20 protein-coding genes are annotated in these 20,145 nt (G+C 68.5%); 8 read left to right on the top strand and 12 right to left on the bottom strand.

Annotation, left to right across the window (positions count from 1 at the left end):
* Both AAFU51_15235 and AAFU51_15230 read right to left on the bottom strand, forming a co-directional pair.
* Positions 1-238: hypothetical protein (locus AAFU51_15235; GenBank protein ID MEO1572609.1), on the bottom strand; the 238-nt coding region annotated here is incomplete at its 3' end.
* 55 nt (positions 239-293) lie between these two features.
* On the bottom strand, positions 294-1,052 hold the full coding sequence (locus AAFU51_15230; GenBank protein MEO1572608.1) for a DUF2971 domain-containing protein: 759 nt from the start codon (positions 1,050-1,052) through the stop codon (positions 294-296).
* Between the two features lie 262 nt (positions 1,053-1,314).
* Between AAFU51_15230 and AAFU51_15225 the strand changes: the two genes are divergently transcribed.
* The 5 genes from AAFU51_15225 (at position 1,315) to AAFU51_15205 (ending at position 8,128) form a co-directional block, all read left to right on the top strand.
* Complete coding sequence (locus AAFU51_15225; protein ID MEO1572607.1) at positions 1,315-3,699, top strand: glutamine--tRNA ligase/YqeY domain fusion protein; 2,385 nt, start codon at positions 1,315-1,317, stop codon at positions 3,697-3,699.
* Positions 3,700-3,851: 152 nt separating this feature from the next.
* Entirely contained in the window at positions 3,852-5,069 is a 1,218-nt protein-coding gene (locus AAFU51_15220; GenBank protein ID MEO1572606.1) for a DUF4105 domain-containing protein, read from the top strand.
* Between the two features lie 132 nt (positions 5,070-5,201).
* Positions 5,202-5,843 (top strand): YceI family protein, encoded by a 642-nt coding sequence (locus AAFU51_15215; GenBank protein MEO1572605.1) that lies wholly within the window; start codon positions 5,202-5,204, stop codon positions 5,841-5,843.
* 338 nt (positions 5,844-6,181) lie between these two features.
* Positions 6,182-7,162 carry a universal stress protein gene (locus AAFU51_15210; GenBank protein ID MEO1572604.1) on the top strand — a complete coding sequence of 327 codons (981 nt, stop codon included), beginning with the start codon at positions 6,182-6,184 and terminating at the stop codon, positions 7,160-7,162.
* A 54-nt stretch (positions 7,163-7,216) separates the two neighbouring features.
* Entirely contained in the window at positions 7,217-8,128 is a 912-nt protein-coding gene (locus tag AAFU51_15205; protein MEO1572603.1) for a universal stress protein, read from the top strand.
* Positions 8,129-8,229: 101 nt separating this feature from the next.
* On the opposite strand, the gene AAFU51_15200 is transcribed toward AAFU51_15205, so the two are convergent.
* From AAFU51_15200 to AAFU51_15180, 5 genes are all read right to left on the bottom strand, one after another.
* Positions 8,230-8,910: a deoxynucleoside kinase gene (locus AAFU51_15200; GenBank protein MEO1572602.1), complete on the bottom strand. Its 681-nt coding sequence runs from the start codon at positions 8,908-8,910 to the stop codon at positions 8,230-8,232.
* Between the two features lie 119 nt (positions 8,911-9,029).
* Positions 9,030-9,722: a 2-amino-4-hydroxy-6-hydroxymethyldihydropteridine diphosphokinase gene (gene folK, locus AAFU51_15195; protein MEO1572601.1), complete on the bottom strand. Its 693-nt coding sequence runs from the start codon at positions 9,720-9,722 to the stop codon at positions 9,030-9,032.
* Positions 9,723-9,733: 11 nt separating this feature from the next.
* Positions 9,734-10,138, bottom strand: coding sequence for a dihydroneopterin aldolase (gene folB / locus AAFU51_15190; GenBank protein ID MEO1572600.1), 405 nt, complete (start codon positions 10,136-10,138; stop codon positions 9,734-9,736).
* Between the two features lie 50 nt (positions 10,139-10,188).
* Positions 10,189-11,214 (bottom strand): hypothetical protein, encoded by a 1,026-nt coding sequence (locus tag AAFU51_15185; protein ID MEO1572599.1) that lies wholly within the window; start codon positions 11,212-11,214, stop codon positions 10,189-10,191.
* The gene (locus AAFU51_15180) at positions 11,189-13,393 is read right to left on the bottom strand and encodes a tetratricopeptide repeat protein (protein MEO1572598.1); all 2,205 of its coding nucleotides are present in this window, start codon (positions 13,391-13,393) and stop codon (positions 11,189-11,191) included. The genes AAFU51_15185 and AAFU51_15180 overlap by 26 nt, the downstream gene beginning before the upstream one ends.
* Positions 13,394-13,659: 266 nt before the next feature.
* On the opposite strand from AAFU51_15180, the gene AAFU51_15175 reads away from it, so the two are divergent.
* From AAFU51_15175 to AAFU51_15165, 3 genes are read left to right on the top strand one after another with little or no spacing between them, the layout of a single operon-like run.
* Positions 13,660-14,226 (top strand): hypothetical protein, encoded by a 567-nt coding sequence (locus AAFU51_15175; protein ID MEO1572597.1) that lies wholly within the window; start codon positions 13,660-13,662, stop codon positions 14,224-14,226.
* Between the two features lie 45 nt (positions 14,227-14,271).
* Entirely contained in the window at positions 14,272-15,594 is a 1,323-nt protein-coding gene (locus AAFU51_15170; protein ID MEO1572596.1) for a hypothetical protein, read from the top strand.
* A 43-nt stretch (positions 15,595-15,637) separates the two neighbouring features.
* Positions 15,638-15,862, top strand: a complete 225-nt coding sequence (locus tag AAFU51_15165) for a hypothetical protein (protein MEO1572595.1) — start codon at positions 15,638-15,640, stop codon at positions 15,860-15,862.
* Positions 15,863-15,908: 46 nt separating this feature from the next.
* Here the strand turns inward: AAFU51_15165 and bshB1 are convergent, their stop codons facing one another.
* From bshB1 to AAFU51_15140, 5 genes are all read right to left on the bottom strand, one after another.
* On the bottom strand, positions 15,909-16,682 hold the full coding sequence (gene bshB1, locus AAFU51_15160; protein ID MEO1572594.1) for a bacillithiol biosynthesis deacetylase BshB1: 774 nt from the start codon (positions 16,680-16,682) through the stop codon (positions 15,909-15,911).
* Positions 16,683-16,703: 21 nt separating this feature from the next.
* Positions 16,704-17,609: a spondin domain-containing protein gene (locus tag AAFU51_15155; GenBank protein MEO1572593.1), complete on the bottom strand. Its 906-nt coding sequence runs from the start codon at positions 17,607-17,609 to the stop codon at positions 16,704-16,706.
* A 93-nt stretch (positions 17,610-17,702) separates the two neighbouring features.
* Positions 17,703-18,176, bottom strand: coding sequence for a DUF4442 domain-containing protein (locus AAFU51_15150; protein ID MEO1572592.1), 474 nt, complete (start codon positions 18,174-18,176; stop codon positions 17,703-17,705).
* A gap of 1 nt (position 18,177) precedes the next feature.
* Entirely contained in the window at positions 18,178-18,783 is a 606-nt protein-coding gene (locus AAFU51_15145; protein ID MEO1572591.1) for a TIGR00730 family Rossman fold protein, read from the bottom strand.
* 225 nt (positions 18,784-19,008) lie between these two features.
* Positions 19,009-19,980 (bottom strand): nucleotidyltransferase domain-containing protein, encoded by a 972-nt coding sequence (locus AAFU51_15140; GenBank protein ID MEO1572590.1) that lies wholly within the window; start codon positions 19,978-19,980, stop codon positions 19,009-19,011.
* Positions 19,981-20,145 lie beyond the last annotated feature (165 nt).

Genomic DNA, 20,145 nt, shown 5'->3' with positions numbered 1-20,145 from the left:
TTAGCCTTACACCAAGCCGTTCACTTCTGGCCAGGATAAGCCTTGCGAAGTGATCTGTTAGCTCCCATGCTGAATGGCCGTCGTCATCTAGCTGACTGACCTCAACCAGATCTCTCAACGCCGCTCTGTCCGAAGCCAGTCGCTCAAGGATCGGACGGGTAGCACCTTGCACCTCAGCAAGATTGTCCCAGTCAAGCCTTTCCAGATCGTTTAGCTGAGTTGTGACGAAAGCAGACATGCGCTCCAGAGTTAATTAGAAGGCCGCACAAAAGACGGTTATACACCGCTCTGTGTTACACACCACGAAGCTTTACCTCCAAGTCTGGAAGCTTATAAAGCGGTGACTGCCTAACCTGGCGCTTTGAAAAGCCTAAACCATAGAAGAAGTCCGAGAACAGGTCTACCATTTCCTCGCTAAGCCTTGGGTCGAAGGCGACTTCATCGATCAACTTGGTTGGATTGATTGGATACTGATAGATCTCCGACGAGTAGTCGTCCTCGTGACTGAAGTGAATAAGCCGAATTTCCTTCTCGTGACTGAATTCCTCGCGCTTCACAAGCAGCGTTCTGGCTTGACCTCTGCCGGATGGATCAAGGATACCGCTGCCCGATCCTCCAGCGTCGTTCAGCATCTGGACGAGCTTGTATTGGGGAAGGTAGCTGACTTTCCCGATGAAACAGCTCAGTTCAGGGTACGATTTCGACGTATCTAGAAGGGATTCGAGCAGACGCCTGATGGTAGACCGAACACGAACGCCTTGCCTGTCGGGAGAATAGATCCGCCACATTGCGTCGGAATCACGATCCAAAGTCCAGCACTGGCCGTAGAGCTTGTCCTTGAATCCAATCGAAAACCTCTCGTCTGACTTCAGCCTCTCGACGGCGCTGAGCACGTAGTTCTCGAACGGATCGTCCCAGAGAGACGGACGGACTAAGGTGTTGCGCTCCGAGCGGAGCAGTTCCAAGAGCCGTTGCAAACTGAAGATCCGGTACACCTCACGATCTAGGTCGCTCTCATCGATTCCCAGATAGTGGTGTCTGGCAGGGCTCATGGTTTGGGGAGCGGTATAACCAGTAATTCGGTGTCGTTAGGGAGCAATATAACATGGCTACTCGATGCCTAGTGTGCAGCAAGAGGATAGAGAAAACTAAGCGCAAGCCTTTAGGGGACAGCAGTATGCAGCCATGCTTGGTGAATTATGCCACTCTGTCCGTCCGCCCCTTGCACGCGCTCCGGAATCTTTCGCCGGGCCCTGCGTTAACGTCGGCTCAGCCTGCCCGTCCCACTCGACAGCGTCCGCCTGACCGCGTTCCATGCCCGCCGCCCTGCCTGACGCCCCCGCGCGCTCCAGCTTCATCCACGACCAGATCGAGGACGACCTCGCCGCTGGGAAGACCGAGGTCGTCGTCCGCTTCCCGCCGGAGCCCAACGGCTACCTCCACCTCGGGCACGTCAAGTCGATGTGCCTCAACTTCGGGCTGGCGCGCGACTACGCCGCCCGCGCCGCGACGCGCTGCCACCTGCGCTTCGACGACACCAACCCCGAGACCGAGGACATCGAGTACGTCCGCGCCATCAAGCGCGACGTTCGCTGGCTCGGCTTCGACTGGGGCGAGCACCTCTACCACGCCTCGGACTACTTCGAGCAGCTCTACGACTGGGCGCTCCAGCTCATCCGCGATGGCAAGGCCTACGTGGACAGCCAGGACCTCGACGCGATCCGCGCGAATCGGGGCACCGTCACCGAGCCAGGCACGGCGAGCCCGTACCGCACCCGCACCGTCCAGGAGAACCTCGACCTCTTCGAGCGCATGCGCGCGGGCGACTTCCCCGACGGCGCGCACGTCCTCCGCGCCAAGGTGGACCCGCAGCCGGGCGACGACTGGCCCGTGATGGGGCACCCCAACATGAAGCTGCGGGACCCTGTTATGTACCGCATCCGCCACGCCGCACACTACCGCCGCGGCGACGCGTGGCCGATCTACCCGCTCTACGACTGGGCGCACGGCCAGTCCGACGCCATCGAGGGCATCACGCACTCGCTCTGCACGCTGGAGTTCGACGTCAACCGCCCGCTCTACGACTGGTACCTCGACGCGCTCGGCATCGAAGCGGGCGCGCGCCCGCACCAGTACGAGTTCGCGCGCGGCAACGTGGACTACACCGTGATGAGCAAGCGCAAGCTGCGGACGCTCGTCACGGGCGGCCACGTGGCAGGCTGGGACGACCCACGTATGCCGACGGTCGCGGCGATGCGGCGGCGCGGCGTCACGCCCGAGGCCCTGCGCGCGTTCTGGGAGAGCGCAGGCGTCACCAAGACCAACAGCCGCGCCGAGATGGCGCAGCTCGAATACGCCATCCGCGACGACCTCAACACCCGCGCCCCGCGCGTCCTCGCCGTCCTCGACCCGCTCAAGGTCACGGTCACGAACTGGCCCGAGAACGAAGTCGACTACCTGCACGGCGACTACTGGCCGCGCGACATCGACCGCGAGGGCAGCCGCCCGGTGCCGTTTGGCCGCACGCTCCTCATCGAGCGCGACGACTTCGCCGAGAACCCGCCGAAGGACTACTACCGCCTCGCACCGGGCCGCGCCGTGCGCCTGCGCCACGCCTACGTGCTCCGCTGCGACGAGGTCGTTAAGGACGATGCGGGCGAGGTCGTGGAACTCAAGTGCACGTATTTCCCGCGCGACGAGCAGGGCCACGACACCTCCGGGCTCAACCCGAAGGGCACGATCCACTGGGTCAGCGCTGACCACGCTATCGAGGCCGAGGTACGGCTCTACGACCGCCTCTTCCGCGTCCCCGACCCCGACACCCCCACGTCTGAAGAGGGGCCCGAGGGCGGCAGCTTCCTCGACCACCTCAACCCCGATTCGCTGCGCGTGGTGACGGGCTACCTCGAACCGAGCCTCGGCAAGGCGCAGGTCGGCGACCGCTTCCAGTTCGAGCGCCAGGGCTATTTCGTCGTGGACGAAGACAGCCAACATGGTGAAGAGGGCGACGACCGGCTCGTCTTCAACCGCACCGTCACGCTGCGCGACTCGTGGGACAGCGAGGAGGAAGCCACGACCGGCGAGACCGCCGAGGAGAAAGCCGCCCGCAAGGAGCGCCAGCGGCAACTCGAAGCCGAGCGCGGCGACCCTGTGGAGGCTCTCGACGCCGACGACCGCGCCGCCTACGACCGCTACGACGGCCTCGGCGTGAGCCAAGGCGACGCGCTGCTCCTGGCGCAGGACCCGCTCCTGGCGCAGTTCTTCGAGGACGCCCTCGCCGTCCACGGCGATGCGGCCACTGTCGCGCCGTGGGTGACCAACGAGGTGCAGCGCGTCCGCAAGGACACGCCGTTGGCCGATCTCAAATTCAGCGCCGCTGACCTCGCCGCGCTCGTTGCGCTCGTGGACGACGGCACGCTCTCCAACCGCGCCGCGAAGCAGGTCCTCGACGCGATGGCCGAGACGGGCGATGCGCCCGCCGCCATCGTCGAGCGCGAAGGCCTGCGCCAGGTCTCCGACGCCGACACGCTCGCGCCCGTCATCGCCGGGGTGCTGGGCCGCTTCCCCGACAAGGTCGCGGCCTACCAGGGCGGCAAGACGGGGCTGATCGGCTTCTTCGTCGGGCAGGTCATGCGCGCTACAGGCGGCTCGGCCAACCCGGCACTGGTGAAGGACCTGCTGGCGAAGGCGCTGTCGTGAGGGGACGTGTGCTCGTGGCGACTCCCCCCGTTTTTGGCGACGGTCGCTGCGCTCCCCATCGCCAAAAACTGTCCCCCTCACCCGTGAGGGGGACCGTCCGAGGAGCGCAGCGCGCAGCGCGGAGACGACGCAGGACGGGGGGAGCCATCACCGTGCTCCTCACCCTCCTCCTCGCTCTCCCCGCCTTCGCTCAGACAACCACCACGCCGAGCACCCCGACACTGCCGGTGGGCGTGCCGCAGGTGTCCGCCCAGGCGCGCGTGTCGCTGCTCACGTTCTACCCGCGCGAGCAGGTCCACACCATCTTCGGCCACAGCGCCCTCCGCGTCACGGACCCCGCGACAGGCCTGGACCGCGTCTACAACTTCGGGACGTTCGACTTTGACCAGCCGTTCTTCGTCCTCCGCTTCATCCGCGGGCAGCTCGACTACCAGCTCTCCGTCGCCGACTTTGACCGCGTGCTGGCATTCTACCGCAGCCAGGGCCGCGCCACCGTCGAGCAGACGCTCGCGCTCGACAGCACGGCGGTGCGGACCATGTTCGCGCTCCTGGAGACGAACTACCTCCCCGAGAACCGGACGTACCGCTACGACTTCTTCTTCGACAACTGCGCCACGCGCCTCGTCGACGCCGTGGACGCCGCCACGCCCGACACGCTGCGGCTGGGCACCTTCGAGGACGACGCGACCTTCCGCAACCTGATCCGGCCCTACGTCGCCGAGCAGCCGCTGCTGCGCCTCGGCATGAACCTCGGTCTCGGTCTGCCCACCGACGCCGTGGCGACCGACTACCAGCGGACGTTCCTCCCGCTCGAACTCCTCGACGCCTTCGACCGCGCCACGCTCGGCGGTGAGCCGCTGGTGGCGCGCACCGACACGCTCTTCTGGACGAGCGACGCCGGACGTACGCCCGCGCCCTCGAACTGGCCGCTCGTGCTGACGTGGGCGCTCTTTGCGGTCGGCGGTACGCTCACGGTGCTCGGCTGGCGGCGCAAGCGGGTCGTCGGACGCTGGGGGCGCCGCGGCGATGCGCTGCTGTTTGCGGTCGCCGGACTGGCCGGGTCGATCCTCGCGTTTCTGTGGTTCGGGACGGAGCACCGCGTCACAGGGCCAAACCTCTCGCTGCTGTGGCTCTGGCCGTTGCACCTGTTGATGGCGCCGGTCTTGCTCCGCGCCGCACTGCCCGGGTGGGGGCGGGTCTACCTCTGGGCGGCAGCCATCGCGGCCAGCGGCATGGCGCTGACGTGGGGATTCTGGCCCGAGACGTTCCCGGCACCGCTGTGGCCAGTAGCGGCGCTGCTCGCGCTGCGGGCTGCCCGACGCGCGCTGGAGCCCAAAGAGAAGAGCGCGCACGCCGCGCAGGTCGCGTAGAAAAAGGCGATACGGAAAAAGTTTGTTGGAACAAGTAAGGGGGCGACTCGTCAATCCCTCAGTCGGCATCCCCTCCCGCCTTCCGTTCCACGTCTCCGCTGTGGGAGTCCGTTTCTCCTTTCCCTTGCTGCCATGACCTTCTTCCGCTACCTCGCCGCCGTCGCCGCGGCCGTCCTCGTCGTCGTCGCGTTCTCGACGCTCCGTCCCGCCGAAGCCCCCGCCTCGCTTCTCGACGTCCCCGCTGGGTCCTATACGCTCGATGCGGTCCACTCCGAAGTCGCCTTTGAGGTGCGCCACTTCGGCGTCTCCAAGGTGCGCGGTGAGTTCAGGGACTTCGCCACCGAGATCGCCTTTGCCGACGGCACGCCCACGAGCCTCTCCGTGTCGTCCACGATCCAGGTCGCCTCGGTCGACACCGACAACGAGCGCCGCGATGGCCACCTCCGCTCGGACGACTTCTTCAACGCCGAGGAATTCCCGACGATCACCTTCACGAGCACGCGCGTCGAGGACGCCGATCCGGACGACGACGAGTTCCTCTTGATCGGCGACCTCACGATCCGCGACGTGACGAAGGAGGTCACGATGGAGGTCGAGATGCTCGGGCCAGTGATCGGCATGAACGAGGACACCCGCATCGGCTTCGAGGCCGAAACGGAGATCAACCGCCAGGACTTCAACGTGAAGTGGGGCGGCGCCCTCTCCGGCGGCGAGCTCGTCGTGAGCGACGATGTCGAGATCGAGCTCAACATCGAGGCAATCCTGGCCGAATAACTCTCCCTAGCGCGTCCCACGCGTCACGCCCCCGCTGCTCGCTCCAGAGCGGCGGGGGCGTCTTTGTGAATGCGGCAGTGGGGCAGTGGGGCAGTGGGGCGGTGGACGGTGCGACCTTGCAGCGGTAGACGGCGGGAAAGGGAGCACGCAGGGCGAATTCGTTTGGTGCGGCCCAGCAGAGCCGCACGTCGCTCACGCAGCACGACCATGCGAGGGCCGCCCCCACACCGCGAGGGGACGCGCCCCGGCACCGCCATCGGGTCGGAACCGCTTCCGGCCAGGCGCGGCGCAGGCTACTCTGGAAGCAATCAACTCCGTCCCTGCTTCCGGTCCCTACCATGCGTCCTTCCGCCCCCCATGTCGTCGGCATCGACTTCTCCGACGCCTCCGCCCGTGCGCTCCGCTCGGCTGCCGGGCTTGCCCTGACCGCCGCCGCCCCGCTGCACGTCGTCCACGCCGACGAGACGCAGACGACCGCGCGCGCGCGCCCCGCAGACTCGCTGCTGACCGACCTCCGCGCCTTCGTACGGCGCACGTTTGAGGGCCACCTGCCCGGCGTGCGGATCACCTACGCGCTCGCCCGCGACCTCTCGCCCGGCCTGGCGCTGAGCAGCTACGCATCCGACGTGGACGCCCGCCTCGTGGTCGTCGGCACGCACGGGCGGCGCGGCGTGAAGCGGCTGCTGCTCGGCAGCGTCGCCGAAGAGGTCGTGCGCACGGCACCATGCCCCGTCCTGACCATCCCCGACCCGGTGGCCGAGGTGGCCACCCCGGCCAACCGCCCCGTGCTTGCGCCCGTCGACTTCTCGATGGCGTCGGAGGAGGGGCTGCGCCTCGCCCGCGCTTGGGCCACGCGCCTGAACGCGCCGCTGGTGCTGCTCCACGTCATTGACGCGGGGCCATACCCGGCGTTTTATCTCCCCGATCTGGCCGAGGGGACCACGCTCACGCATCTGCTCGACGAGCGGGCTCGCAAGCGGATGCCGCGCTTCTACGCGCAGGCGGTCTACGGCCTCGACGCCGCTGCGGGCCACGCTGAAGTGGACGGCATTCGAATCGAGACGGCCGTGGGCCGCGCCGATGTCGAGATCGCGGCCGTGGCGAAGGAGATCGGCGCTCGTCTCATCGTCATAGCGACGCGCGGGCTGACTGGGCTGGAGCACGTGCTCCTGGGCAGCACGGCCGAGCGGACGCTTCGCCGTGCGCCGTGCCCCGTGCTCACGCACCGCCCGAGCCCCACGACGGACTCGCCCGGGGACGCGGCGGCCGTCCACGCCGATGCCAAGGCGCTCCTCGAAGCCGACCTGCACCTGCCCTAGCGGCTCAACGTAGGCCAGCTGCCGCGCTTCCCTCACGTTCAACTGCCTCCTCCCATGCTGAAGATCGAACGCCTCCTTTTCCCGACTGACCACTCGAACTGCGCCGACAGCGCGCTCGGCCACGCGCTCGCCCTCGCGGCACTCTACGACGCCGAACTCCACATCCTGACGGCCCTCGATGTCTACGACGACCTCGACGACCTCGTGGACGATGACGACCTCGACGGGATGGCGTCGATGCTGCGCCAGCACGACCGCGTGCGGGTCGTCCGCGTCGCCGAACTGGGCAGCTCCGCCGCCGATGTCATCCTCGACTACGCGGCGCACGCCTACATCGACCTCGTGGTGATGGCTACGCACGGGCGGCGCGGGGTGGCGCACCTGCTCCACGGCAGCGTCGCCGAGCGCGTCGTCCGGGAGGCGCCGTGTCCCGTGCTCACGCTGCGCTGCGATGCGCCCACGCTGGACACCGACGACGCGACCGACAACCGCATCCTCGTGCCGTTCGACTTCTCGGACCGCTCGCGCTACGCCCTCGACTACGCCGCCGACCTCGCCCGCGTCTTCCGCGCCGACCTCGAACTCGTCCATGTCGTCTCCGACGCGATGTGGCCGGACGTCTACGGCTACGACGCGGGCACGAGCAACACCGAGGTGCTGCTCACGCGCGCCCGCACGGCCCTCGATCGCCTGGTCAGCGAACTCCGCGCCAGCGGAGTCAACGCGTATGCCCACGTGGATGTCGGGTTCGCTGCGACCAGCCTGGCCGACATTGCCGCCGAGCGCAATGCGGAACTGATCGTGATGGCGTCGCACGGGCTGACCGGGCTGAAGCGATTGCTCCTCGGCAGCGTCGCCGAAAACACCGTCCGGCTCGCCTCGTGCCCCGTGCTCGTCGTGAAGCCGTTCGGCAAGTCGCTCCTCCACGCGCGCGACCTCACCCGCATGGGCATGACGACAGCCTAGCTTGGCCCTCGGCCTTTGCTATCGGTCCCTCGTCCTTGGTCTTCTGGGTTGGGAACCCGCAGGAGGCCAGGGGGGAGGGATCAGTCTTTTCAGGTGCTCCCTTACCCAAACATCGTGAAGCGCTCGTCGGAGGCGGGGGGCTTGAGGTAGGTCGTCCCGGTGCCCTCGACGGCGACGATCTGGCGGAGCAGTTCAGCGAAGTCGTCGGCGTTGTTCACGAAGTCGATCTGGGCGACGTTGAGGATAAGCAGCGGCCCCTTCGCGTAGTGGAAGAAGAAGCGGTCGTAGGCGTCGGCGAGGTCGGCGATGTAGGCGCGGTCCATGCTGCGCTCGTAGCTGCGGCCGCGCTGCGCGATGTTGTGCATGAGCCGGTCGACGGACGACTGGAGGTAGACCACGAGGTCGGGTGCGGGCGCGTTGGGCTCCATGATCGAGAAGAGCGACTCGTAGAGCGCCATCTCGTCGCCGTCGAGTGTGAGCCGGGCGAAGATGCGGTCCTTGTCGAACGTGTAGTCCGCGACGACGGCCTGCTGGAAGAGGTCGCGGTCGCGCAGCGCCTTCTGTTGGCGAAAGCGGCTCGCTAGGAAGTTGAGCTGTGTCTGGAACGCCCAGCGCTTCGGGTCCTCGTAGAATCGCGCCAGGAACGGGTTCTCCTCGAACTCCTCCAGCACCAGCCGCGCGCCGGTGTGCTCGGCGAGCATGCGCGCGAGCGTGGTCTTGCCCGCCCCGATCACACCCTCAATGGCAACGTAGCGAAGGCGGTCGGGGAGCGGCGTGGGCACAGGGCGGAGCGGCAGGAAGACGGAGAGGAACCTCGGGAGAATACCGACGCGGGGTGACAGGATCTGTCAGTGTGCCGACAAGCCGAGGACCGAGAAGGTGCGGTGGATGGGCCGCCGCGTCAACCCTCGCTTCGATTCCTCCTCGGCTCTTCGTCTCCACCACCGTGGCTGCCACCACCGTGGCTGCCACCACCGTGGCTGCCACCACCGTGGCTGGCATCCTGGGGCTCGTCGTCGCGCAGGGCGAAGTCGGTGCAGCGGAGCGCGGCGCGGTCGGGGCAGGCCGCGAGGAGGTCGGCCACCGTCTCGTTCCAGCGGGGGACGACGCGGTCGGGCGCGAGGTCGGCGAGCGGTTGCAGCACGAAGCGGCGCTCGGCCAGGCGCGGGTGCGGGACCGAGAGCCGCACCGTGTCAAGGTCGAGGTCGGCGTAGAGCACGAGGTCGAGGTCGAGCGTGCGCGAGGCCCAGCGGTGCGCCCGCGTGCGCCCGGCCTCCTGTTCGATGGCGAGGAGCACGTCGAGCAGCGCCTCCGGGTCAAGTGAGGTGGAAGCCGTCACGACGGCGTTGAGGTAGGCTGGCTGCGGCGTGCCGTCGAGCGTGTGCGCCTCGGCCTCGTAGACGGGTGAGCAGCGCGTCACCGTCACGTCGGGGTGCGCGTCGAGGGCGGCCACGGCGGCGCGCAGTTGCCCGATCCGGTCGCCGAGGTTGGCCCCCAGCGCAATGGCGACGAGGGCGCGCGGCGGCGCAGCGGTGTTGCGGGGCAACGATGGCGCGGACTGGCCGCCCGCCGTCTCGCCGTCTGTGCGATTCATTGCCTCGTCCATCACGCCCGCTCAGCGCGGTAGACGGCCTCGGCAGCGTCGCAGGGACCGCCGACGGGTGGGTTCGGCTTGCGCACCAGCACCTCCACGCGCGCGACCTGTGGGTGATCGCCCAGCACAGCCTGCGCGATCAGGTAGGCCAGCCGTTCGATGAGGTAGACCTTCTCGCCCGCGATCACGCCGCGGATGCGCTCGTAGACGCGCTCGTAGTTGACCGTCTGGTCGAGGTCGTCGTGTTGGGCGGCGTACGTGATGTCGAGGTCCATCGCCACGTCTACCTCGAAGCGCCCGCCGATGCGGTGCTCCTCGGGCATCACGCCGTGGTGGGCGAAGAAGACGGCGTTGGTCAGTCGTACCGTCGCCAGGCCAGACGTGCGGATCGGAACGGGCGAGTGGGCAGCGGACACGGCAGGGCGGGTGGGGTGGGGTGGGCCTCGAAGCTAACAGCCAGCGCCGGTCAGTAGCCGAGCGCGGCCAGCGTCGCCTCGTCTTCTGCATCGAGGGCGCGCCCGGCGCGGCGGTCGGCAAGCAGGTCGGCGACGAAGAGCGTGGCGTAGAGGCCGAGCACGGAGTCCGAGCGGGTGCGGTGCTCGGCGAAGCGCTCGGTCACGGCGCGCGTCTCCTCGGCGTCACGGGTAGCCTCGTCGATGTAGATCGCGCGTGGGCCGTGCGGGCCGTCGGGAGCCTCGGCCGGGAAGCTCTTCTCGGGCTCGTGGAGCTTGGTGCCGAGGTGGCACCCCACGCACTGCGTCGGGGCCGCGAGGTCGCGCGGCGGAGTCGAGGTGCCGTCGGCGAGGGTGCCTGCGGCGTCGTAGACGAGGAAGTCCCAGAAGCCATCGGCACGCTTCTGCTTGATGGTCACCTCGGCGCGCTCGCCGTCCAGCCAGTGCTCTCCAATAAGCGCCGTGCCGGGCGGGTAGACAATGCGCTCGCCGTTCGCATCGAAGTCGCGGAGGGCCTGGCGGAGTGCGCCCTTTTCGACATAGACCCGCCGCCGCGCGCTCGTCATCACGCCGTCGATCTCGACCGAGTACCAGCCGTCGGCAGCACGGCCGGACGCGTCGAGGTAGGGCACCGCGCTCTGAAAGTCAGACAGCGAGGCAGGGACGGCGCGCGCCTCGGCATAGGTCGCCTGAAACGCGGCCTTCGCTTCGTCCCAGTCGATGCGTCCGTCTTCGGCAGCGCTGGCAAACGCGCCGCGCGTCGGCGCCGGTAGCGCGTCCATGTTGAGCGTCACGGCGTTGCCCTCGCGCCCGAGCAGCCCGGCCTCGAGCGGGTCGCCGCCGCCCGGCCCAACGTAGCTGCCGAAGTAGAAGGCCAGCAGCACGTCCTCGTTAGCCTTGTCGAGGTCGACGATGATCCCGTCTATCCCACCGCTGCACCCCACCCAGAGCACCAGCGCGGCGACCCAGCATCGGGCGCCGAGAGCCGAGAGCCGAGAGCCGAGAGCCGAGCGTCTAGTTGAGTTGCTGGAGGTAGGCACGGGCGCGTTGGTCAGTCGGGTCGAGGGCGAGGAGGCGTTCGAAGAGGCGGCGCGCCTCGGCGGTGCGACCTTGCTGGGCGCGGAGCACGCCGAGGTTGCCGAGCGCAGGCGCGTAGGTCGCGTCGGCGGTGAGCGCCCGCTCGAACTGCTCCGCGGCGGCGGCGAGGCGCGCCGGGTCTTGCTGGGCTGCGATCAGGTGCACCGTGCCGAGGTTGACGCGCGCGACGGCGAAGTCAGGGTCGAGCGCGACGGCACGACGGAGCGCCGTCTCGGCGCCGGCAATGTCCTGCTGTTGGAGGAGCGCGAAGCCGAGGTTGTTCCAGCCGTCCGGATGGTGCTCGGGGTCAAGTGCGAGGCCGACCCGCCAGGCGGCGATGGCGTCCGTGGGGCGGCCGGTCGCGTTGAGCGCCTCGCCGCGCTTGAGGTGTGCCTCGACCAGCTTCGGCGCGAGCGCCACAGCCTGGTCGAGCGCGGCGACGGCTTCCGCTGAGCGGCCGGTGGCGTGCAGGGTGTGGCCGCGCCAGAAGTGCGCCCAGGCATAGTCGGGGGTGGTGGAAGCGGCCTCGCTCAGCACAGCGAGCGCCACCTCGGTGGAGTCCATCGCGGCAAGGGCACGGCCCAGCGTGACACGCGCGTCGGGGTGGGCGCCGCCGAGGGCGAGCCCGCGCCGCAGCTGGTCCACGATGCCGGGGAGGTAGGCCGGGAGCCCGTGCGTCGTCTCGTAGAACTGGAACGTGGCCAGGCCGCTGTCGATCAGTCCGCGGCCATTGTCGTTCGGGTCGGCCTCCGTAGTCGCGGATGCGGCAGGCGCGTCGCCCCGGTCGGCAGCGGTCACATCGACGAGGCGGAACGGCGTCGTGCGGGTCGGGCGGAGGAGCGCCGTCTCGACGCTCGCGCGCGCCTCGGGCAGCTCGCGGCGGATCCAGTGGTCGGTGAACGTGACGTGCGGGATGTCCGACGTGCCGGCCTTCTGCAGGTGGCAGCTTACGCAGTCGCCTTGCGCGGCCATCACGCGTGCGTCGGAGGCGTCCGCGTCGATGTCGGGGCGGGAGCAGGCGGCCTCGTGTGCCTCCGCGCCGTGGCACGAGCGGCACGTGATGTTGTAGTGGTCGGCCGGGAGCGCTTCCTCGGGGCGGTGCGGGTCGTGGCACGTCGTGCACGTCATTGCATCGGGCGTGCCCTGCGTTTCCTCGAAGCACGCACTCAGGCGCATCCGCACCACGTGCGAGGCCACGCCGAACGACTCGGGCTCGTCGAGGCTGCTCTCGGTGGCGAAGACGGTCCGGTGGGCGCGCAGCGGCGCACCGGGGACGTAGCTCAGCGGCGTCTCGCCCGGCTGGAAGACGGTCGTGCCTTCGAGGTGACATTGCTGGCAGACATCGAGTTGCAGGTCGATGCTCAGGTGCGCGGGGTTGACGATGGTCGGATCGGGGCCGTCGGCCTGCCCGTCCGGGTCGGCCTGCCAGGCGGCGACATGCGCCGAGGCGGGCCCGTGGCAGCGCTCGCACGAGATGCCACCGTCGGTCTCGACGAAGTGGTTGACCGAGAACGCCGTGGCATCGGGCACCCCCGCGTGGCAGGCGATGCACTCCTCCGTGATAGCGCGGTTGAAGCGGTGGTTGAGGTTGGTGTAGCCGGGGCTCATCGCCCACAGGCTGCGGTCGACGTACCACGTGAGCGGCATCTCCGTCAGATAGCCGCCGTCTGCCGTCTCGACGGTCATCAAGTAGGAGCGCGTGGCGTGGCCGGAGCCGATCACGTGGCTCGCGGCGTAGGTCAGTTCGTGGGAGAGCGTCCCGTCGGGGTCGCGGCGGAACTCGCGTTGGTAGAGCGTGTCGCCGCGCACGAACGCTTCGTAGGAGAGGTCGAACGCGGGGTTGTAGACGACGGGGCTGCGACCGCTGGCGTCGAAGCGCTCCGGCGCCGTCGCGGGATCAAAGCGGGTGAGCGCGTGCGCCTTGTTGGTCTGCGCGTACGGTGCCGCGATGTCGCCGTGGCACGACGCGCAGGAGGCGTCGCCGACATAGGTGGCAGCGCTGACCGGCGGGGGGGCGCTGGGCGACGTGCATCCGATGACGAGTACGCTAACCCAGACTACGGCGGCGCTCAGCCACACGGCACCGCGAGCCGTGGAACTGGGACGCGTTCGGCGCCGAGCGAAGCGAACGAGAGGAGGCATGGAGGAGCGTTCCGTAACGAGCGTTCGTGGGTGCGGGGAACGAAGAGGCGGGAGGGTGTAAGCCTTGTTGCCTTCACGTGGCCCCCACAGAAGAGGCGCGAAGATACGAGCCTGCTGGACTCAGTTCTGCGATTCTGCGCACGAGGGCGCGGGGTTGCGCGAAGTGGAATGGCTCTTGCTGACCAGGGGAGTGTCTAACCTTGTGCTCCCTGCCTGCGACCGCCAGTTACAGGAGTGCCCCACCCAGCTTCGATACAACCCACCCTATGCTGTCGAGCCGAGCCGTGTTGCTGGTAGGCGCGTTGAGCCTCGCGCTCCTCGTCGCCCTTGCTGTGCTCGGGCTGCACCTCACGCAGCCGACAGCCGAGCAGGCCCGCGTCGCGCCGACCGCCTACGCCCCAGACTACCTCGACGGGGTCGCCGATCTCGACGACGTGCCGCTCGACGTCGCCACCGACCGCTTCCTCGATGCGGTGCAGCAGCAGTACCCGACGCCCGAGTCTGTGACCATTGACGAAGCGCTCGCCTCGGCCGCGGTGGCGCTCGCTGCGCGGCTCAACACGCGTGGCACGCCGGTCGCGGTCACCTTGTCGGCGCAGAGCCTGCAAACCGCCACGCTCCGTGGTGAGCTGCTTCTCGCGCTCCTGCAGAGCGCCGGGCTCGATCTGGGACTGCTCCGGGTCGATCCCGCCGAGGGCCCACCCGCCCTGACACGTCGCGTCGTCGAGCCTGATGCGGTCGACCCGGGCACGACCGCCCCGGGCACGACCGCCCCGGGCACGACCGCCCCGGGCACGACCGCCCCGGACACGGCTGACCCGCTCGCTTCCTAATCCCGTACGTCACCCCTGCGCTCGCGCGCTCGCCTACCGTCCGCCATGAACACGACTTTTCTCATCCTGACCGCCGTGATCGTGCTCGCCGTCGCCCTCGGCGGTGTGATCGCGTTTCTCTACGTTCGGGCGCGCCAATCCGAGAAGGTGGTCACGGCCGCGCAGCCGCAGTCGCAGAAAGACCTGCTCCGCCAGAAGGAAGAGCAGGTCACGAAGATCCGGCAGCGCATCGAGCAACTCTACCAGCAGCAGCAGCAGGAGCAACGCGTCCAGAACGCACAGCTCTCGCAGCAGATGGACGATGTGAAGCTGCACCTGGAGACGAACGACCGCAAGGTAGACGGCCTGCGCAGCGAACTCCACCACGAGATCGACCGGCGCAACCAGGAACTCGACGAACTGCGCCACCAGCTCGCGGGCGCACTCGATGCGTTCTGGAAGACGCACGACGCGCTCCCGGAGGGCCAGCAGACGGCTCCGCTGCAGCTTGTCGCTGCCAACCCGCCAGCGCCGTCGTCCCCGCCAGCGTCGTCGTCCCCGCCAGCGTCGTCGTCCCCGCCAGCGTCTGCTCAGCAGGCCGATGCTCAGCAGGCCGAGGCTCCGCCGTCGGTGCCCTTGGCTCCTGCCGCGGCCGTGCCGCAGGCCCCCGCGCCGCCCCCGGTCAGCGCCCCGCCGCCCAGCACGCCGCCTGTCGCTCCGCCCGATTTCGGTGTAGAGGAGATCCCTGCCTCGCCTGCTCCGCCCGCCGGGGATGGCCTCCAATGGCAGTCGTTCGACTTCGCCGCCAGCGAGCCGCCCCAGCCGGAGTCTAGCGATGCCGCTCCAACAGGGGGCAACGTTGCGATGCCGGAGGACGACTTCGCCGCGCCCGCGGGCGACTCGACGGCTGCGCCGCTGCCCTCGTTTGCATCGTTCGATAGCCTAGCCAGCACGCCGGAGCCCCCCGCACCCGCGACGTCAGAGCCTGCGATCCCCGAGCCTATCATCCCTGAGCCCATTGTCTCTGAGCCGATGGCTCCAAGGCCCGCTGTCCCGGAGCCGATGGCCTCAAGGCCCGCTGTCCCGGAGCCGCCGACTCCTCAAACCCCTGCGACTCCTCAGGCCGCTGCGCCTCCGCCGGAGCCTGCGGCCCCCGCCCGTCCGCCCGAGGCCGATGTGCTCACGAAGATCTCCGGCATCGACGACGACCTCGAAGCGCAGCTCCACAGCCTCGGCATCACGAAGCTCGACCAGATCGCCCGGTGGAGCCGCACCGAAGCGCGCCGGGTCGCCCAGGAGCTCGGCCTCCGACCGCAGGTGGTCATGGACCAGTGGGTCTTCGAGGCGCAGTCCGTGCTCTTCGACCAGTACCAGCAGCAGCTAGTCTAGCGACGGCAGCCTCGGCCTCAACCTACCTCCGCATCCCGGTCTCATGAGTCTCCTTCTAGGCGCTGCGGGTCTGCTTCTTATCGCAGGGGGCAGCCTATACATCCTCGTCCGCGCCTTCACCACGAGCGTGCTCTGGGGCGTGGGATGCCTCCTGATCAGCCCCGTGATGATCGTGTTCGCGATGCTCCACTGGGACGGCGCAAAAGCCGGCGTGCTCGCTGCCGTCGCGGGTACGGTCGTGCTTTTTCTCGCCGGAATGCTCGCTTGACGCGCCGGAATGCTCGCTTGACGCGAACGAGTCCCGGCGCCGAAGTCTACCGAAACGCTCGCTCCCGGTCGAGGGCCTGCATCAGGTCCGTCACGCCGACGGGGCCGTGGCGGTAGAGTAGCGGCTCGCCATAGGTCGCCCCAATGCGGTAGCCGTAGACGCGCGCCCGCGCCTCCACCCAGCGGAAGAAGCCCGGGTTCGAGACAAACGTCTCCGGCTCGTCCTCGGCGGCCTCATAGTCGGGATTGTGGAACTGCGACGCGAACGCCTGGAGCGCCGCCGTGCGCTGCTCCCACACGCTCGTCACGTCCACGACGAACGTCGGCGTGAACTCGATCGACTGCATGTAGTGCAGCACGTGGTGCGGGCGCCACGGCTCTTGCGCCTCGCCGGTCTCCGGATCCGTCGTCTCCAGCTTACGAAGGCCGCTGTAGAAGAGCGCGTCGATGCTGAGCTGGGCGGCGTCGCCGTGGTCGGGGTGGCGGACGTGTCCCGGTGGCGCGTTGAGCAGGACGATCTTCGGGCGGTAGCGGCGAACGTGGCGCGCGATGGCCGTCTGGTTGGCCTTCGTGTTCTGGATGTCGCCGTCGGGCAGGCCGAGGTTGTGCCGTGCGCTCAGCCCCAGGATCTCGCCCGCCCGCGCTGCTTCTTCGAGGCGTAGTTCCGGTGTGCCGCGCGAGCCGAGTTCGCCGCGCGTGAAGTCGACGATGCCAGTGCGGTAGCCCTGCTGCGCGAGGACGCACATCGTCCCGCCCGCGCACAGTTCGACATCGTCCGGGTGGGCAGCGAGGGCGAGAACGTCGAGCGGCTCAGCGGGCATGGAGCTCAGCGGGCATAGGACCTAGGGAAGGCGGCGGATTGTGAGCGTACCAATGAAGCGACGGGCGTCGGCGAAGTAGGCATGGTCGCTCTCGGCGATGGCCAGGCGGGGCGACGTCGGGGCGTTGCTGGCGCGGTAGCTCTGGCCGCTGTCGGTGCCCGCGTCGTAGACCGCCAACTCGACGGTGGCGTCGTCGATCCACTGGCGGTTCTCGACGAGCGCCAGCGCGTCCACGCCGATGAACCAGTCGGGGCTGGGCGCGACCATCGACACGAGCGAGAGCGCGGTGAGCCCAGCGTCGCCGTCGGCGGTGAACGTCATCGTGCCCCTGTCGGGCGCGTCGTTGAGGATGGGGCCGCTGAGGTAGGCTGCGTTGTCGCCGAGAGCAGCCACTTCGCCCTGGAGCGCCGTGTTGACGCCGCGCTCGGCCATGTCCTTGATGCCGTCGGACGCCATCGTGCCGACATCGAAGAGCGCCAGGTCAGGCGCATGCACCGCGCCGACGAGCCGCGAGAAGTGCGCGTTCGGCGGGAAGTCAGCTGGGTGGGTGTCCATGCTCCACGTGGCCTCGAAGGTGACCTCGTAGGTCGCGACGCCGAGCGCGGGTGGCGCACCGACCTGCACGGTGCGCGTCGCCGAGGCCTCGTTGCCCGCCGCGTCACTCACGCTGTACTGGACCGTGTAGGTGCCCTCGGTGAGCGCGTCCACCGTCCCGTCGATGGCGATGCTCGCCGTGAGGTCGCCGTCGGTGTCGTCCTGCGCTGTCGCACCAGGCTCGACGTAGGCCTCGCCGAAGTTCAGCGAGAGCGGGTTCGCTCCGGCCAGCGTGATCACGGGCGCGGTGGTGTCACGGGGTTCCTCCGAGTCAGAGTAGGTCGAGTCGCAGCCGACGAGGAGGAGGGCGAGCGTAAGCGGGAGAAAGCGCATGAGGTTGAGCAAGTCGTGGAACCGAGGACGCGGAGAGCCAAAGGATGGAACGCAGAGGGCCGAGAACCGGGGAGGGGACGAGCGCGCCAGGGCTTACGCCGCATCCTCCGGTTTTTTCCGGCGGACGTAGATCACCTTCTCGACCTCCGCATGGACGACGCCCTCGGCATCGACGAGATCCACGCGGAAGGTAGCGTCGTGCGGCTCGCCCGAGGCGGTCGCCTGGCGGATCGCGTCGAGATCGGCGTCGGTGAGGCAAAACGTCGCGGTGAGTGTCGTGCGGCCGGGCTTGCGGAAGCGAATCGTGGCCGCTTTGTCCCACACGACGTAGTCCGGCCCGAGCACGTTGATGAGCATCACCATGTAGATCGGATCGACGGCCGCGTACATGCTCCCGCCGAAGATCGAACCGACGTAGTTGCGCGTCCGCCACGAGAGCGGTAGCCGGATGCACACCTCGCGCCAGTCATCGGCGAGGTAGGCGAAGCGCGCGCCCGTGCCGCGGTAGGCCGGGAAGAAGTTGAACGCCCACCGCCGGAGGCGACTGCGCCGCGATTCCCCGCTCATCCTACGACTCGTCGCGCGTGAGCCACTGCTCCACGACCGGCGCGTCGGCGACGGTGAGCTTGTCGAGCAGCGACTCGGGGCGCGTGGCGTCCACCAGCAAGACGCGCTGGCGGGGCCGGACGAAGCCGTCGGCGAGGCTGCGGTGGACGAAGGCGAGCAGATGGTCGTAGTAGCCCGCCGCGTTGAGCAGCCCGATGGGCTTGGTGCGGCCCGTCTCATCAGCGTTGATGCCGAGCGCGGACCACGTCCAGGCCTCGAACAGCTCTTCCCACGTACCGATGCCGCCGGGTAGCGCCACAAAGGCATCCACGAGGTCGGCTATCGTGGCCTTGCGCTCGTGCATCGAGTCCACGACGACGAGGTCGGTCAGCCCTTCGTGCGCCACCTCGCGGACGACCAGCCCGTGCGGGATCACGCCAATGACCTCGCCACCTGCTGCCAGGGCGGCGTCGGCGACTATGCCCATCAGTCCGACGTGCCCGCCGCCCGTCACGAGGCCGATCCCGCGCTCCGCCGCGAGCCGCCCGAAGGTCTGCGCGGCTTCAGCGTACGCGGGATTCGAGCCAGACTTGGAGCCGCAGAACACGGCAATACGACGAAGACGCATGGGAGGGGGAGGTTGACGGACGAATAACAGTTGCTCGCGTTGTCCTATCACATACCAGGTCGTCCGCGCGAAGGCGGGAGCCGAAGACCGACGAAGTCAATCCCCACGGTGGGTTGGATGGATCCCGGATCAAGTCCGGGATGACGTGAAGGTGAGAATGGGTTGCTAGCCTAGCGACCTGGCATGAGATGACGGGTGGAAGTTCGTCAACCCAGCGACCCGGCGTCACACCGCCCCTTCCAGATGGTCCCGGACGATGTCCTGCACGAGCGCGTCGACCTCGTCGAAGGCGGTCTTCGCACGCACCGGCGAGTTGGTCACGGCGCGGATCTCGTCTTCGATGGCCGTCGCGCGGGCCTCGATCTCCGGCATCGTGAGCGCGCCCTCGCGGATGGCGCGCAGCTCGTCGGCGTAGGCGAGGGGGAAGACGAGCGTGCCGGTCTGCACGAGTTCGCGGCACTCCATGAGCAGCCGGATGAGATGACTGGCGAATTTCGTGTCGAAGCCGTGGCGTTCGAAGAGCACCGTGCGGTTGGTCGCCGAGGCGAGGCGCGCGCCGACCTTCTTTCGGACGTTCTTGACGCGCTCGTGGTAGCCGTACGACTGGTCGCCGACCTGCGCGTGGCTGGCCTTCCAGGCGAAGCCGGGCGGCGGCTTCTGGTGGAGCGCGTCGCGGTGGCCCTTCACCTCGGCGAGCGAGATCGACGGGTTGGCCGCGTGCTGCTCGTCGAGCCAGGCGAGGGCGTCCTTGAGCGCGCCGTAGTGCTGGATGCGGATGCGCATCTTGTGGCGCTGGCTCGTGGCGTACCCGACGAAGCGCTTCATGAGGCCGCGGTGCGGGAAGAGGGCGCGCGCGTCGAGGAGCCGCTGGCCGAGCGGCGTCACGTGGACTACGTTGGGCGCGTCGGCGAAGAGCAGTTCGAGGACGTTGGGGTTGTTGTCGAGCGCGAGGCGGGCAAACTTGCGGACCTCGTAGGCTGTGAAGTCGATGGCCTCGGCGGTGTTCTTGCCTGCCGCGTCCTTCGCGACGTGCCCGCAGTCGACCTGCTCGACGCGACGCATCCCGTAGACCCACGGTGCGAGCGGCGCGAAGACGCCCGCGAAGTCCTCGTCGGAGTCGGGTCGCGCGGTACCGTAGAGCTGCGAGCCCGTGCGGATTTTGAGTAGGAGGTTGGCCTGAGCCTGAGCGCGGTCCATAAGCGAGAGAGTTGGAAAGGCAAGGTGCGTCTCGAAGTAGCAGCCGTGCGTCCGCGCGGCTCCCCCCGTTTGGGTTGACAGTCGCTATGCTCCTGCGTCAACCCAAGCTGTCCCCCTCACATGTGAGGGGGACAGCTTGACCGCCGTCCAGGCGTGTCAAGCGGG

This window comes from Bacteroidota bacterium (assembly GCA_039821555.1).
In the GTDB taxonomy this organism is placed as follows: domain Bacteria; phylum Bacteroidota; class Rhodothermia; order Rhodothermales; family Rubricoccaceae; genus JBCBEX01.
Note: the sequence above shows the minus strand (reverse complement) of the source record. Positions and strands in the feature narration are given on the sequence as shown.